This window comes from Cupriavidus sp. USMAHM13 (assembly GCF_001854285.1).
Lineage (GTDB): Bacteria > Pseudomonadota > Gammaproteobacteria > Burkholderiales > Burkholderiaceae > Cupriavidus > Cupriavidus malaysiensis.
In genome coordinates, this window is sequence record NZ_CP017751.1 from 1,568,312 (window position 1) to 1,583,728 (window position 15,417).

At 71.4% G+C, this 15,417-nt stretch carries 9 protein-coding genes; 4 read left to right on the forward strand and 5 right to left on the reverse strand.

What is annotated here, in order from left to right; translation table 11 throughout:
• The first annotated feature begins 43 nt into the window (after positions 1 to 43).
• Complete coding sequence (locus BKK81_RS06855; protein ID WP_071011582.1) at positions 44 to 6,151, forward strand: hybrid sensor histidine kinase/response regulator; 6,108 nt, start codon at positions 44 to 46, stop codon at positions 6,149 to 6,151.
• A 54-nt stretch (positions 6,152 to 6,205) separates the two neighbouring features.
• Here BKK81_RS06855 and BKK81_RS06860 read toward each other — a convergent pair whose 3' ends face one another.
• The 4 genes from BKK81_RS06860 to BKK81_RS06875 form a co-directional block, all read right to left on the reverse strand.
• Positions 6,206 to 7,510 carry an MFS transporter gene (locus BKK81_RS06860; protein ID WP_071011584.1) on the reverse strand — a complete coding sequence of 435 codons (1,305 nt, stop codon included), beginning with the start codon at positions 7,508 to 7,510 and terminating at the stop codon, positions 6,206 to 6,208.
• 155 nt (positions 7,511 to 7,665) lie between these two features.
• Positions 7,666 to 8,424 carry an SDR family oxidoreductase gene (locus BKK81_RS06865; RefSeq protein ID WP_071011586.1) on the reverse strand — a complete coding sequence of 253 codons (759 nt, stop codon included), beginning with the start codon at positions 8,422 to 8,424 and terminating at the stop codon, positions 7,666 to 7,668.
• A gap of 158 nt (positions 8,425 to 8,582) precedes the next feature.
• Entirely contained in the window at positions 8,583 to 8,825 is a 243-nt protein-coding gene (locus tag BKK81_RS06870; protein ID WP_071011588.1) for a hypothetical protein, read from the reverse strand.
• A gap of 83 nt (positions 8,826 to 8,908) precedes the next feature.
• Positions 8,909 to 10,345 (reverse strand): aldehyde dehydrogenase family protein, encoded by a 1,437-nt coding sequence (locus tag BKK81_RS06875; protein WP_071011590.1) that lies wholly within the window; start codon positions 10,343 to 10,345, stop codon positions 8,909 to 8,911.
• Positions 10,346 to 10,561: 216 nt separating this feature from the next.
• Between BKK81_RS06875 and ppa the strand changes: the two genes are divergently transcribed.
• Together ppa and BKK81_RS06885 are read left to right on the forward strand one after the other, a co-directional pair.
• On the forward strand, positions 10,562 to 11,089 hold the full coding sequence (ppa, locus tag BKK81_RS06880) for an inorganic diphosphatase (protein ID WP_071011591.1): 528 nt from the start codon (positions 10,562 to 10,564) through the stop codon (positions 11,087 to 11,089).
• A 178-nt stretch (positions 11,090 to 11,267) separates the two neighbouring features.
• Entirely contained in the window at positions 11,268 to 11,816 is a 549-nt protein-coding gene (locus tag BKK81_RS06885; protein ID WP_071011593.1) for a cytochrome b, read from the forward strand.
• A 37-nt stretch (positions 11,817 to 11,853) separates the two neighbouring features.
• On the opposite strand, the gene BKK81_RS06890 is transcribed toward BKK81_RS06885, so the two are convergent.
• Complete coding sequence (locus tag BKK81_RS06890; RefSeq protein ID WP_071011595.1) at positions 11,854 to 13,104, reverse strand: GNAT family N-acetyltransferase; 1,251 nt, start codon at positions 13,102 to 13,104, stop codon at positions 11,854 to 11,856.
• A 197-nt stretch (positions 13,105 to 13,301) separates the two neighbouring features.
• On the opposite strand from BKK81_RS06890, the gene BKK81_RS06895 reads away from it, so the two are divergent.
• The gene (locus BKK81_RS06895) at positions 13,302 to 15,374 is read left to right on the forward strand and encodes an NAD(+) synthase (RefSeq protein WP_071011596.1); all 2,073 of its coding nucleotides are present in this window, start codon (positions 13,302 to 13,304) and stop codon (positions 15,372 to 15,374) included.
• The last annotated feature ends 43 nt before the right edge of the window (positions 15,375 to 15,417 follow it).

Here is a 15,417-nt window from a genome sequence, read left to right on the forward strand (position 1 = left end):
GCGCGGCGTACGGCGGCCCGCCACGGCCATTTTGGAAGCAGTCATGTCACTGAACTCCCCAGTCTCGCGCGCAGCGGCTGAACCTGACGCCATCGCGGCCGCCGCGCGGCACGAGGCGCACGCCGCACCCGCCGCGGAAGGCGGGCGGCGCGACCTCTCGATGCTGGCCTGGCTGGCGCCCAGCCTGCGCACGGCGCTCGAGGACGCCGCGGCCGAGTTCGGCCGCTATGTCGACGAAGTGCAGCAGGCGCCGGAGGCGCTGGGCGCGCGCGACACCACGTCGCTGCGCCTCGCCGGCCAGCAACTGCACCAGGCCGCCGGCGCCGTGCATATCGTCGGCCTGCGCGGCATCGATGCCTACTGCCAGGCGCTGCGCCGCCTGCTCGAGGCCGTCGATGCCGGCACGGCGGCAGCCAGCGCCGACACGCACCAGGTATTCCGCCAGGGTGTGCAGGCACTGGCGGAGTACGTCGACGACCTGCTGGCGGGGGAGCCCGACGACCCGCTGCGCCTGTTCCGCAACTACGCCGACGTGCTGGCCCTGCTCTCGGAAGAGCGCGTGCATCCGGCCGACCTGTGGGTGGACGACGTGCAGATGCTGCCCGGCATCCTGCTGCCCACGCGCCTGCCGGCGGCGGTGGCGCGCGCGCGCCAGCGCTTCGAGGCCGCGCTGCTCGGCGCGCTGCGCCTGCCCACGCCATGTACCGATGCCGAGCAGTTGCAGCAGGTGTACCTGCCGCTGGTGCGCGCCATGCAGGACGTGCGCGCCGGCGAGCAGGAGGCGCGCCGCAGCGCCGACCATCCGGACCGCGGCGTGTGGCATGTGCTGTCGCTGGTGTTCGAGGCGCTCGCGCATGGCCTGCTGCCGTCCGACCTGCTGGCCAAGCGCTTCGCCGCGCGCGCGCACCTGCTGCTGCGCCAATACGTGCAGGGCCAGGTACGGGTGCCGCAGGCGCTGCTCAATGACGCCATCTTCCTGCTGGTCGCCACCGGCCTGGCGCCGGACGCCGAGCGTTCCGCGCCAGCGCTGGCCTTGCGCGCGGCGATCCGCCAGTGCCTGCAGGCCTTCCGCCTGGACGCCGCGCACCTGGCCGTCGAGGCGGATTTCCGCCAGCGCTACTACGGCTGGCTCGACGGCATCGACACCGGCAACCTGCAGCAGGCTGCGGCCGGCCTGGAGCGCGCCGCGCGCGGCGACGCCGCGGCCTGGCACACCGCCCTGGCGGCGCTGGCCGAGGCCGCCCAGCCGTTGTCCCAGCCGGCCTTGTTGCGTTGCCTGGACGCGGCGGCAGGCGGCGAAGGCGCTGCTGCCGGCACCGCTGCCGGCACCGCAGCGGAGGCGCTCGCGCTGTTCCTCGCGCGCGCGCTGGCCACGCCCTGGCGTGTGCACGGCAAGTCCGGCCATGCCGCGCGCCTGCAGTTCGCGCAACGTTGCGAGGAACTGGCGAGTTGCCTGGCGGCCGGTGCGGCGGCGCCGTCCTGGCTGGTCGAGATGGTTGCCCAGGCGCAGGCGCAGGAGGTGCGGCGGGCCGCGGTGGCGCAGTTGCGCGCGCAGCTCGACAGCGGCGAGTCCTGGCTCGATGCCTATGACCGCGATGGCGGTGGAATCGCCGCCGGTACGCACCTGCAGGATGCGAGCCGGGCCTTCCGCAGCCTGCGCGATACGCTGCGCACGCTGGCGAGCGGTGGCGCACTGACGCCGGCGCTGGCCGCGGAGGCGGGCGGCGCGGCCGCCATCGTCGAGCGGGTGGAGGCGCGCCTGGCCGGATTCGCCGGCGCCGATGCGCAGGCGCGCGCCGGCGCGCTGGCGGAGGTCGCCGGTGAACTCGGCCCGCTGCATGCCTTCGTCGACGCGGTGGAGTTCGGCAAGGCGCCGCTGGCCGGGGAGTTGGAGGTGCCCGGGGACGCGGACCTGGCGGAGCCGGGAGCGTTGCGGCCGGCATCGCCGGCATCGCCGGACGCGCTGGCGGGTGCCCGTGCTGCCGCCGCCGCGATGCTGCGCGTGCACGCCGAAGCCGAGGCGCCGGAGGTGCATGCCCTGCGCGCGGCGCTGCAGGCGGCCGGCGAGCAGGCCGCGATCGATGACGACGCGGCGCTGCGGCGTTCGGTGGCGGAGGCGACCACGCAGCTCAATGCCTGGCTGGCCGGCAGCGCCGATGCCGCCCAGCGGCTGGTGGCGGTGCTGGCCGAACCGCTGCCGCCGGCCGCGCCGGCGGCGCCCGCGCCTGCGCTCGTTGACGCCGCCGCGCCGGCCGACCATGCGGCGCTCGACGCCGAACTGCTCGACATCTTCCTGCACGAGGCCGAGGATGTGCTCGCCAGCATCGCCAGGGCGCTCGATGGCGGGCTGGCGGCGCTGGCGGATGCCGATACGCTGAGCCGCGTGCGGCGCGGCTTCCATACCCTCAAGGGCTCCAGCCGCATGGTCGGCCTGGCCCGCTACGGGGAGGCGGCATGGGCGGTGGAGCAGGTGCTCAACCTGTGGATCGCCGAAGCCCGCGAGGCCAGGCCGGAACTGCTCGAACTGCTGCGCCAGGCGCACGCGGAACTGGAACCCTGGCTGGCCGGCCTGCGCCAGGACGCCGCCTGCCAGCGCGACGTCGACGCGCTGCTGGCGGCGGCCCAGGCCGTACGCGACGGGCGCCCGGCGGCAGCCGATGCAGCCGATGCAGCCGATGCGCGGCCGGCCATGCCGGCGGACGAGGCGCCGATCCCGTTGCACGATGCCGGTCCCGACGCGGCGGCAGGCGCGGGCGAAGTGGAATTCCCGCGCGCGGACGACGACGGGCGGGACGCGCCGGATGAGGCCGCACAGACCGGCGCGGACGCGGCGCAGGACGCCAACGTCATCCCCTTCCGGCTGGCGGGAGCGCTCTCCGGCGAGGACGACCACTACAAGGTCATCGGCCCGATCCGCATCGGGCTGCCGCTGTACAACGTCTACCTGCAGGAGGCGGACGGCCTGATCCGCCAGTTCGCCACCGACCTGTCCGAGTGGCGCCATGAAGGCCGCCCCTGCCCGAGCGAGCTGGCGCTGCGCGTGGCCCATACGCTGCAGGGCAGCGCCGCCACGGTGGCGCTGGAGCCGGTGCGCGAGGTGGCCGAGGCGCTGGAGGGCTTGCTGCTGCAGCTGGCCGCGCATCCGGTGGCGCTGCATCCCGGTGACTTCCGCCTGCTGGAGCAGGCCGTGGAGCGCCTGCGCGGCATGCTGCACCAGTTCGCCGCGGGCGTCTGGCCGCAGTCGGAGACGGCGCTGTGCCGCAGCCTGGCGGAGTGCCGCGAGCGCATGTTGATGCGGCCGCGCCTGCATGTCGGGCCGGCGCCGGGATCCGTGCTGGGCCTGGGAGCGATGCCGGATGGTTCGAATGGATCGGATTTGGCGGATGCTTCGGATATGCCGGTGTCGATGCTGTTCGGCGCCGCGCGCGTGCCTGTTGTGCCGCACGAGGCGGGCGCCGCAGGCGGCGAGCCCGCCGCGGCGGCGCTCCACCAGGCGGTGGTGATTCCCATGCCCGCGCTGCGGGCTCCGGGCGTGGAGGCCCGGCCCGCGCCGGTGATGGAGCAGGCGGGGCCGGTGGGGCTGGTGGAGGAGGCTGCCGCAGGCGAGCCGGAGCCCGCGCTCGATCGCGAGCTGGTCGAGATCTTCCTGGAAGAGGCGCAGGCCAGCCTGCCGGAGCTCGGCCGGCTGCTGCGCACCTGGGAGGCGGCACCGGTCGAGGACATGCGCCATGGCGGTCTGGTGCTGCGCGCGCTGCACACCCTCAAGGGCAGCGCCCGCATGGCCGGGGCCATGGCCCTGGGCCAGTCGGTGCACGAAATGGAGACGCTGCTGGACGCGAGCCTGCGTGGCAACCGCGTCGGCCCCGCGCTGTTCGCCCGGCTCTATGCCTGGTACGACCGCATCCTGGCGCATGCGGAGGCACTGCAGGCGGGCCGCCTGCTGCCAGCGGACGACCCGGAGGCGGTGCACGCCCAGGCGGACATCGGCGCCGCGGGCGGGGGCGGGGACGGCCGTGACGGCGCCGAGCAAGGCGGGCAGGCGGACGGGACGGAAGGCGTGGACGGCGCTGCCGGCGTGGACGGAGCGCCGCCGGACCGCGGCACCGATGCGCCGCCGGCCGGCGCGCTGGCTGCCCTGCCGCCGGCGGCACCCGGTCCTGCCGGCGTCATGCCCGGCCTGGCTCCGGCCATGCCGGCAGCGGAGCCTGCCGAGCGCCAGCGCGCGCTGGTGCGGGTGCAGGCGCGCACGCTGGACAACCTGATCAACGACGCCGGTGAAGTGAGCGTGGCGCGCGCCCGCGTGGACAGCGAGCTGGGCGCGCTGCGCACCTATCTCGGCGAGCTGAACGACAACGTGGCGCGCCTGCGCACGCAGTTGCGCGAGATCGAGATCCAGGCCGAGTCGCAGATGGCCTCGCGCATCGCCGACTCGCGCCAGAAGCAGGAATTCGATCCGCTCGAGTTCGACCGCTTCACGCGTTTCCAGGAGCTCACGCGCATGATGGCCGAGTCCGTCAACGACGTGGCCACCGTGGAGCAGAACCTGCAGCGCGGCTTCGATCGCGCCGCCGGCGACCTGGAAGCGCAGGCACGCCTGACACGCGGCCTGCAGCGCAGCCTGATGCAGGCCCGCATGGTGCAGTTCGATGCGCTGGCCGAGCGCCTCTACCGCGTGGTGCGGCAGGCGGCCGCCGAAACCGGCAAGGAGGTGCGCCTGCTGATCAAGGGCGGCACCGTGGAGATCGATCGCTCGGTGCTCGACCGCATGGCCGGGCCGATCGAGCATCTGATCCGCAACGCGGTGGTGCACGGCATCGAGCCGGCCGAGGCCAGGCGGGCGGCCGGCAAGCCGTCCACCGGCGCGCTCACGCTGGAACTGCAGCAGGAAGGCAACGAGGTCGTGCTGCATTTCGTCGACGACGGCGCCGGCCTCGACCTGCCGCGCATCCGTGCGCGCGCCGTGCAGCGCCAGCTGCTGGCAGCGGACGATGAGGCCGGCGAGGCACGCCTGACCGAACTGATCTTCACGCCCGGCTTCACCACCACCGACACCATCTCCGAACTGGCCGGCCGCGGCGTCGGCATGGACGTGGTGCGCGCCGAGACCGTGGCGCTGGGCGGGCGCATCGCGCTGACCACCGAGGCCGGGCGCGGCACCCGCTTCACATTGCACCTGCCCTTGACCACGGCGATCACGCAGGTGCTGCTGGTGATGCTGGGCGGCCGCCTTTTTGCCATCCCCAGCGGCATGATCGACCAGGTCCAGCAGTTGCGCGCGCCGGCGCTGGCCGAGGCCTACAACCGGGGCAGCTTCGCCTATGGCGGCGAGCCGGTGCCGTTCCACTACTTCGGCGCCCTGCTGGAGGAGAGCCCCGCCATCGCCGCCGGCAGCAAGTATTCCCCGGTGGTGGTCACGCGCAGCGGTGCCGAGCGTGTGGCGGTGCACGTCGACGAGGTGGTCGGCAACCGCGAAGTGGTGGTCAAGCACATCGGCCCCCACCTGGCCCGCCTCGACGGCATTGCCGGCGCCACCACGCTCGGGGACGGCGAGATCGTGCTGATCTACAACCCGGTGGTGCTGGCCCAGCGCCATGCCCAGGCGCGCGGCGAAGCGCTGCGCGGGCTGCCGCCGGCCGGTGAGGCCGCGCCGTCCGCGCAGGCCGCCCGCTTGACCGGGGCGGTGGCCGAGCTGGGTGCCGGCAGCGCTGCCGCGGTGGCCGTGGCGGGCCTCGGCACGCAGCCCACGGTGATGGTGGTCGACGATTCGCTGACCGTGCGCAAGGCCGCCCACCGGTTGCTGACCCGCGCCGGCTACCAGGTGGTGCTGGCGCGCGACGGCGTGGATGCGCTGAAGCAATTGCAGGACGTCATGCCGGATGCCATGCTGGTCGACATCGAGATGCCGCACATGGATGGCTTCGACCTGACGCGCAACGTGCGCGCCGACGCCCGCACCGCCCACATGCCGCTGGTGATGATCACCTCGCGCACGGCGGAGAAGCATCGCCGCTACGCGGCCGAGATCGGCGTCAACGTCTACCTCGGCAAGCCCTACAACGAGGATGAGCTGCTGGGCACGCTGCACCAGTTGATCGGGCCGCGCGCGGCCGGTACTGCCGGCTCGGTGGGCGAGATGCTGGGCGACGCCTGAGACGGAGCCGGCCTGCCGGGGCGGTGGCCGATGCCGCCGCCCCGCGCGCCTTCCCTACTTGTTCACCATCCGTGCCGGCACCGACAGCGTCAGCGCCGCGCCCGCCACCATGCAGGCCGCCAGCAGGTACATGCCGGAGTCGGTGCTCCGTGTCAGGTCCTTCAGCCAGCCCACCGCGTAGGGGCTGATGAAGCCGGCCAGGTTGCCCAGCGAGTTGATCATGGCGATGCCGGCGGCCGCGCCGGTGCCGGCGAGGAAGGCCGTCGGCAGGCTCCAGAACAACGGCAGCGTGGTGAGGATGCCGATGGTGGCCAGCGTCAGCGCGCACATGGCCAGGGTGGTGTTGCCGTGCCACTGCACCGACAGCACCAGGCCGAGCGCGCCGCCCAGCGCGGGCAGGGCGATGTGCCAGCGGCGCTCGCCGCGACGGTCGGCGCTGTAGGCCACCAGCACCATGCCGATCACCGCGCAGCCGTAGGGAATGGCGGTCAGCAGGCCGATGTCGAGCGCGCCCTTGACGCCGGTCTGCTTGATGATGGTGGGCAGCCAGAAGCTGATGCCGTACAGGCCCATGACGAAGCTGAAGTAGATCGCGCTCATCAGCCAGACGCGCGGGCTGGACAGCACGCGGGCGATCGGCAGGTCTTCCTTGTGCGCCTCCTCGCCGGCGATATTGCGCTGGAGCAGCGCCTTCTCTTCGTCGCTGAGCCACTTGGCGTGGGCGATGCGGTCGTCGAGGTAGGCGATCACCCACAGGCCGACCAGGATGGAGGGGATGCCTTCGATCAGGAACATCCATTGCCAGCCGGACCAGCCGTTGTGGCCGTCGAAGGCCTGCATCACCCAGCCCGACAGCGGCCCGCCGATCACGCCGGACAGGGCTACCGCCGTCATGAAATAGGTGGTGGTGCGGCCGCGCCGGCCGGCCGGGAACCAGTAGGTCAGGTAGAGGATGATGCCGGGGAAGAAGCCGGCCTCGGCCACGCCCAGCAGGAAGCGCAGCACGTAGAACATGGTCGGCGTGGTGACGAACATCATCGCCGCCGAGATCGCGCCCCAGGTGATCATGATGCGCGCGATCCAGATACGCGCGCCGACGCGGTGCAGGATCACGTTGCTCGGCACTTCGAAGAGGAAGTAGCCGATGAAGAAGATGCCGGCGCCGAGCCCGTAGATGGTCTCGCTGAACTTCAGGTCATTGAGCATCTGCAGCTTGGCGAAGCCTACGTTGACGCGGTCCAGGTAGGCCACCACGTAGCACAGCAGCAGGAAAGGCACCAGGCGCCAGCTCACCTTGCGGTAGGTGGCATCCTCGAAGGCGGCGCTGGTGGCGCCGGGGTTGACTGCGGTCGTTGTCATGCTGTCTCCTCGTCCTGGCATCGGCTCGATGCCTTGTTGTTGTACGACGTTCGGTGCGACGTTGGGTACGACGATTCGTGTGACGTTAGGTACGACGTTAGGTACGACGTTAGGTACGACGCTTCGGCCCGGTGTGCGGGAAGGGCTTGGAGAGGCTAGACGCAGCGTCCCCCGTCGACTTCGATGCACGTGCCCGTGATGAAGGCCGCCTCGTCGGAGGCCAGGTACAGGCAGGCGTTGGCCACGTCCTGCGGGGTCGACATGCGGCCCATCGGGATGGTGGCGAGAAACCTGGCGCGGTTCTCGGGCGTGTCGGGCATGCCCATGAACTCTTCCAGCAGGCCGGTGGCGCCGATCACCGGGTTGACGCAGTTGACGCGGATATTGTCCGGGCCCAGCTCGGCGGCCATGGCCTTGCTGGCGGTGATCACGGCGCCCTTGCTGCCGTTGTACCAGACCAGGCCGGGGCGCGGCCGGATGCCGGCGGTGGAGGCGATATTGACGAAGACGCCGCCGCCGCGGGCACGGAAATGCGGAACGAAGGCGCGGGCCGACCAGAAGATGCTCTTGACGTTGACGGCGTAGACGCGGTCGAACTCTTCCTCGCTGACCTGCAGGATGGGTTTGTTGCGGTGGGTGGTGCCCGCGTTGTTGACGACGATATGGACGTCGCCGAAGGCCGCCAGCGCCGCCTCGCGCATGGCCTCGACATCGGCTTCGTGCGACACGTCCGCGCGCACCGCGCGGGCCTGGCCGCCCGCGGCGGCAATGGCGTGCGCCACCCGCTCGGCCGCGTCGGCACGCAGGTCGGCCACCAGCACCCTGGCGCCTTCGCGCGCAAAGGTGTGGGCGATGCCCTCGCCGAAGCCCGATCCGCCCCCGGTGACCACCGCCACCTTGTCTTCCAGTCTCATTGCCTGTCTCCTTGGCTTGTGCGGGACCTCCGCGCCGTGCGGGAGGCCTCCTGACGTTTTCGTTGCGGGGAGCCGCGGCTGCCGCGTTCCCCGCCAGACACGGGTGCAACAAACTGCAAGGCGCGCGCGCTGGTGCCGGGCGCGCGCCGCAACGCGCCTCAGTGCGAGAACGGTCCCCGCCCGCGCAGCGCGTTGGCGACCATCATCACCGCCAGCAGGAAGGGCAGGGCCACATACAGGCACCAGTGCACGCGGTCGCCCACGGTCTCGCCCCACTTGCGCTTGAAGACCTGCAGGCGCGGCATGCCGGAGGGGTTGGTGGCACGCTTGTTCTTGACGTGCCAGGCCATCCAGAAAAAGAAGATGGCGAAAGCGACCGAGAGGAAATTGATGTTACCCATGTGACTCCGAAAATGCATGGCCGTCGTGTGGAAGGAGACGGCACTCCGATGAATGGATGGCCGCCGCGGCCGGCGGCGCTGGCTCAGCCGTGCTGGATGGCGACCGTCTTCAGCGTGGTGAAGCCGTACAGCGCCTCGAAGCCTTTCTCGCGGCCGTAGCCGGACTGGCCGGTGCCGCCGAAGGGCAGTTCCACGCCGCCGCCGGCGCCGTAGTTGTTGATGAAGACCTGGCCGGCGCGCAGGTTGCGTGCCAGCCGCAGCTGGCGGCCGCCGTCGCGCGTCCAGACGCCCGCCACCAGGCCGTAGGGCGTGCCATTGGCCAACGCCACCGCCTCGGCCTCGCTGTCGAAGGGCATCGCCGCCAGCAGGGGACCGAACACCTCCTCCTGCGCCAGCCGGTGGCGCGGCGGCACGTCGCGGAACAGCATCGGCACCTGGTAGAAGCCGGACTCCGGCGCCTCGGGCACGATGTGTCCCTGCGCCATCACGGCGATGCCGTCGTGCTGGGCGTCGGAGACGAAGTCCCAGACGCGCTGCTGCTGCTTGCGGCTGATCAGCGGCCCGCATTCCAGGTCGAGCCCGGACGGGCCCACGCGCAGCGTCTCGAACACCGAGGCGAGCCGGTCGAGCAGGGCGTCGTAGAGCGGGCGCTCCACCAGCACACGGCTGCCGGCCGAGCAGGTCTGGCCGGCATTCTGCACGATGCCGTTGACCACCACCGGCACCAGCGCGTCGACATCGGCGTCGGCAAAGACGATCTGCGGCGACTTGCCGCCCAGTTCCAGCGTGACCGGCACGTGGTTCTCGGCGGCCAGCTGGGCCACCAGCTTGCCCGTCGCCGGCGAGCCGGTGAAGGAAATGTGCTGGATGCCGGGATGGCGCGCCAGCGCCGCGCCGGCCTCGTGGCCGTAGCCGGTGACGATGTTCAGCGCGCCCTCCGGCAGGCCGGCCTCGGCGGCGATCTCGGCCACGCGCAGCAGCGACAGGCAGGCGTCTTCTGCCGGCTTGACCACGCAGGCATTGCCGGCGGCCAGCGCCGCGCCCACGCTGCGGCCGAAGATCTGCAGCGGATAGTTCCAGGGAATGATGTGGCCGGTCACGCCGTGCGGCTCGCGCAGCGTCAGCACCGTGGTGCCGGCCTGGTAGGGGATGGTCTGTCCGTGCAGCTTGTCGGCCGCGCCGGCATAGAACTCGAAGTAGCGGGCCACCGCACGCGCGTCGCCATGCGCCTGGCGCAGCGGCTTGCCGGTATCGCGCGCCTCCAGCGCGGCCAGCTCGTTCTCGTGGGCGAGCAGGGCCAGCGCCACGCGGTTGAGCAGGCGCGAGCGCTCGGCCGGCGACATGGCGCCCCAGGCGCCGTCGGCAGCCTGGCGGGCGGCGTGCACCGCCACATTGACGTCGGTGGCGTTGCCGCGGGCGATCTCGGCGAAGGGCTCGCCGGTGGAAGGGTCGAAGACCTTGATGCGCAGGCCCGAATCGGGTGCGATCAGGCGGTTGGCTACGTAGTGCTGGGCATGCATGGATTGGCTCCGGTTCGGCGGGCGGACGGGGGGAGTCCCGCGCCAGGCCCGGGGACGGGCGCCGCCGGGGATCGATCCGGCATTATCGCCCAGCCGGCGGGACGCGCAAGGCACCTGCGCCGGCGCGGCCCGGCCTGCGTTCCTGTCAGATTCCGGTCAGCGCGAACCGCTATAATGCCCGCCATCCGTAATCACAGGCATTTCTGGAGAACACGCATGAGCTTCAATCTCGTCTCGCCGGGCAAGGACATTCCGAACGATTTCAACGTCATCATCGAGATCTCCGCCCAGAGCGATCCGGTGAAGTACGAAGCCGACAAGGAAACGGGCCTGCTCTTCGTCGACCGTTTCATCGGCACCGGCATGCGCTACCCGGCCAACTACGGCTTCATTCCCCAGACCCTGTCGGGCGACGGCGACCCGGTCGACGTGCTGGTGATCACCCCCTTCCCGATCCTGGCCGGCGCCGTGGTGCGCTGCCGCGCGCTTGGCATGCTGAAGATGACCGACGAGTCGGGTGTCGATGCCAAGCTGGTCGCCGTGCCGGTGGACAAGCTGTCGCCGGCCACCGCCTTCATGAAGGGCCTGTCCGACGTGCCGCAGAACCTGCTCGACCAGATCAAGCACTTCTTCGAGAACTACAAGGCGCTCGAGGCCGGCAAGTGGGTCAAGGTGGAAGGCTGGGCCGGCATCGAGGAAGCCCACAAGGAAATCACCGACGGCGTGGCCAATTTCAAGAAGTGATTTTCCGAGCACCGCCAAGCCCGTTTTTCCACACGATCCGGCGTGTGATGAACAGGCGCTGAACAGCCCCGCCTCCGGCGGGGCTTTTTGCTGGGGCCGGCTTGACGCCGGCCAAGGATGGCGCCCCCCGGAGGCGTTAAGCTGACAGCACTCCCACATCAATCGAGAACCTGGCGCAATGACCAAGACCTCGCTTGCCGGATCGCGCTACAGCGGCCCGGCCATCTTCTTCCACTGGGCGGTCTTCCTGCTGGTGGCGGCGGCCTATGCGGCTATCGAGCTGAAGGGCTTCACCCCGCGCGGCAGCGCCGCGCGCGCGCTGGCGATGGGCACGCACGAATGGGCCGGGGTGCTGGTGCTGGTGCTGGCCGTGCCCCGCCTGCTGTGGCGCCTGGTGCGCGGCGCGCCCGCGCCGGAAGAGGGATCGCGCTGGATGCAGCTGCTGGCGGGCGCCATGCACCTGCTGCTCTATCTGTTCATCTTCATCCAGCCGCTGCTGGGCCTGCTGACCCTGGCGGCGGCCGGCCATCCGCTGGCCGTGCCCGGCACCGGGCTGGAGCTGGCGCTGGCGGCGCCGGACGACGGCCTCAAGGACCTGTTCGAGGAACTGCACGAGACCATCGGCAGCGCCTTCTACGCGGTGATCGGCCTGCATGCGGTGGCGGCGCTGTTCCACCACTACATGCTGGGCGACAACACGCTGCGGCGCATGTGGCGCCAGCGCTAGCCCCGGCGTGCGGCGCGGGCCGCGGCCGGCGGCCGGCTCAGGTGCGGGCGAAGGGATTGCGCTCGTTGAGCTCGTCGAGGTAGGCGCCGATGCCCTGGCGCTCCTGCGCCAGGAAGCGCTCCACCGCATCGGCGAAGGCCGGGTGCGCCAGCCAGTGCGCGGACTGCGTCGCCACCGGCAGGAAGCCGCGCGCCATCTTGTGCTCGCCCTGCGCGCCGCCCTCGAAGGTGCGGATGCCATGGGCGATGCAGAACTCCAGCGGCTGGTAGTAGGACGCCTCGAAGTGCAGGCAGGGATGGTGCTCGAGCGCGCCCCAGTAGCGCCCGTACAGGGTGCTGATGGCCGGGGCGTCGTCGTAGACCAGCAGGGCGCTGGCGATCGGGCTTCCGGCCCGCTCGGCCACCACCAGCAGCAGGTTGCCCGGCATGGACGCGCCGATGCGGCGGAAGAAGTCCAGGTTCAGGTAGGGCGAGGAATGGTGCTCGCGGTAGGTCTGGCGATAGCAGCGGTGGAAGAAGCGCCAGTCTTCGTCGCTGATCTCGGTGCCACGCAGGTGGCGGAAGCCGATGCCGGCCTCGGCGACGCGCCGCCGCTCGGCGCGGATGTTCTTGCGCTTCTTCTGCGACAGCGTGGCGAGAAAGGCCTCGAAGTCGGCGTAGCCGGGATTGGTCCAGTGGAACTGCACGCCCTGGCGCAGCATCATGCCGGCCTCGGCCATCCAGCCCGCCTCCTGCGGCGTGGGGAACAGCACATGCAGCGAGGACATGCCGCTCTGCTCGGCCAAGGCCAGCGCATGCGCCAGCAGCTGGCGCGCGGCGTGTTCGTCGGCCGCCAGCAGGCGGCTGCCTTGCACCGGGGTGAAGGGCACCGCCGACAACCATTTCGGGTAATAGCGCAGGCCGTGCCGCTGGTAGGCGTCGGCCCAGGCCCAGTCGAACACGTACTCGCCGTAGGAGTGTGCCTTCGCATACAGGGGCATGGCGGCCGCCAGGCGCTCGCCGCCAGGTTCGGCGGCCCACAGTGTCAGGTAGCGCGGCGACCAGCCGCTGTCGTCGCCGGCGCTGCCGCTGGCGTGCAGCGCGTGCAGGAAGGCGTGGCGCAGGAAGGGGTTGGCGCCCGGGCGCGCGTCCACCAGGGCATCCCAGGCCGCCGCGTCGATATCCGCCAGCCCTTCGGCGATGCGGGCCTCGTAGCGGCGCTCCGCCTGGCCGGCGCAGCCGCCCGCCGGGTGGTCGTCATGGGTGCTGCTGCCGCGCCGTGCCTCCGGCTTGCAAGGTTCCGCCCGCATTGCGCTTCGATCCGCTCCAGTTGCGCCCCGCCTGGCCTGCCGCCGGCGCTCGGCCGCGGCGTCCCGGGTACCGGGCGAGTCTACCGGAAAGGCCGCCGCGGCGCAGCGCGGCGGCCGGGGCCGTCGTAAAATGCCGGGGTCGACCCGGCATCACGCACTCGCCACGGCCGCGGCCCCACGGTATCCAAAGGCATCACATGAGCGACTCCTTCTTCAACCTCTATTCCCATGGCTTCGCGCGCGTGGCGGTGGGCGTGCCGGAGTGCCGCGTCGCCGACCCGGCCTTCAACGCGCAGCAGACCATCGCGCTGGCCCGGCAGGCCGCGCAGCAGGGCGCCGTGCTGGTGGCCTTCCCCGAACTGGGCCTGTCGGCCTACACCTGCGAAGACCTGTTCCACCAGCGTGCGCTGCTCGACGCCTGCGAGAGCGCGCTGGCGGAGATCGTGGCGGCCTCGGCGCAATTGGCGCCGGCGCTGGTGGTGGGCATGCCGCTGCGCGTGGAGCACCAGCTCTTCAATTGCGCCGTGGTGGTGGCCGGCGGGCGTATCCATGGCGTGGTGCCCAAGAGCTACCTGCCGAACTACTGGGAGTTCTACGAGGCGCGCCAGTTCAGCGCCGCCGACTGTGCCGCCGCCGGCTCCGTCTCGCTGGCCGGGCAGACCGTGCCGTTCGGCGCGGGGCTGCTGTTCGAGGTCGAGAACATCCCCTTCTTCCGTTTCCATGTGGAAATCTGCGAAGACGTGTGGGTGCCGGTGCCGCCGTCCTCCTTCGCCGCGCTGGCCGGCGCCACCGTGCTGGTGAACCTGTCCGCCTCGAACATCGTGGTGGGCAAGTCGGGCTACCGCCATCAACTGGTCGCGCAGCAGTCGGCGCGCTGCCTGGCCGCCTACCTGTACACCTCGGCCGGCAAGGGCGAGTCGTCGACCGACCTGGCCTGGGACGGCCAGGCCCTCATCTACGAGAACGGCGAGCTGCTGGGCGAATCGGAGCGCTTCGCCGACAGCTCCCACCTGCTGGTGGCCGATGTGGACCTGGAGCGGCTGTCGCGCGAGCGCATGCACCAGACCACCTTCGGCCAGTCGGTGCGCCGCCACCGCGAGGAAGTGGCGCGTTTCGAGGTGGTGCGCCTGCGCGTCGGCGTGCCCGAAGGGCAGCCGCTGCCGCTGGTGCGCAAGGTGGAGCGTTTCCCCTACGTGCCGGCCGATGCGCGCCGCCGCGACGCGCGCTGCCGTGAGGTCTACAACATCCAGGTGCAGGCGCTGGTGCAGCGGCTGTCGTCCAGCGGCATCGCCAAGGTGGTGATCGGCGTGTCGGGCGGGCTGGACTCCACCCATGCCCTGCTGGTGTGCGCCAAGGCGATGGACCGGCTCGGCCTGCCGCGCACCAATATCCTGGCCTACACCATGCCGGGCTTCGCCACCAGCGAGCGCACGCTGCGCCAGGCGCGCCGGCTGATGGAGCTGGTGGGCTGCAGCGCCAGCGAGATCGACATCCGCCCGAGCTGCCTGGCGATGCTCAAGGACCTGGGCCATCCCTACGCCGAAGGCAAGCCCGTCTACGACGTGACCTTCGAGAACGTGCAGGCGGGCGAGCGCACCAACCACCTGTTCCGGCTGGCCAACTTCCAGCATGCCATCGTCATCGGCACCGGTGACCTGAGCGAGCTGGCGCTGGGCTGGTGCACCTACGGCGTGGGCGACCACATGTCGCACTACAACGTCAACGCCAGCGTGCCCAAGACGCTGATCAGCCACCTGGTGCGCTGGGTGGCCGAGACCGGGCAGGTGGCCGACGGCGGCGAAGGCGTGCTGCTCGACATCCTGGACACCGAGATCAGCCCGGAACTGGTGCCGGGCAACTCCAGCAGCGGCCCCGAGCAGAAGACCGAGTCCGTGATCGGGCCCTACGAGTTGCAGGATTTCCACCTGTACTACACGCTGCGCTTCGGCTTCACGCCATCCAAGGTGGCCTTCCTGGCGCTGGCGGCCTGGGGCGACCGGGAACGCGGCGAATGGCCCGAGGGGCCGCACGTGCCGCGCCACGAATACACGCTGGCGGAGATCAAGCGGGTGCTGGGCATCTTCGTCGACCGCTTCTTCCGCACCAGCCAGTTCAAGCGCTCCTGCATCCCGAACGCGCCCAAGGTGGGCTCGGGCGGCTCGCTGTCGCCGCGCGGCGACTGGCGCGCACCCAGCGATGGCGAATCGGCGGTGTGGATGCGCGATCTGGCACGCATTCCGGATGGCCCGGACAGCGCGCAAGCGGGCTGAACGACGGGCTGAACGGCGGTGTCGGCGGCCTGTGCGGCGCCGC

Coding starts and splice junctions, on each gene's coding strand:
- BKK81_RS06855 (WP_071011582.1), top strand. CDS start 44: ATGTCACTGAACTCCCCAGTCTCGCGCGCAGCGGCTGAACCTGACGCC.
- BKK81_RS06860 (WP_071011584.1), bottom strand. CDS start 7,510: ATGACAACGACCGCAGTCAACCCCGGCGCCACCAGCGCCGCCTTCGAG.
- BKK81_RS06865 (WP_071011586.1), bottom strand. CDS start 8,424: ATGAGACTGGAAGACAAGGTGGCGGTGGTCACCGGGGGCGGATCGGGC.
- BKK81_RS06870 (WP_071011588.1), bottom strand. CDS start 8,825: ATGGGTAACATCAATTTCCTCTCGGTCGCTTTCGCCATCTTCTTTTTC.
- BKK81_RS06875 (WP_071011590.1), bottom strand. CDS start 10,345: ATGCATGCCCAGCACTACGTAGCCAACCGCCTGATCGCACCCGATTCG.
- ppa (WP_071011591.1), top strand. CDS start 10,562: ATGAGCTTCAATCTCGTCTCGCCGGGCAAGGACATTCCGAACGATTTC.
- BKK81_RS06885 (WP_071011593.1), top strand. CDS start 11,268: ATGACCAAGACCTCGCTTGCCGGATCGCGCTACAGCGGCCCGGCCATC.
- BKK81_RS06890 (WP_071011595.1), bottom strand. CDS start 13,104: ATGCGGGCGGAACCTTGCAAGCCGGAGGCACGGCGCGGCAGCAGCACC.
- BKK81_RS06895 (WP_071011596.1), top strand. CDS start 13,302: ATGAGCGACTCCTTCTTCAACCTCTATTCCCATGGCTTCGCGCGCGTG.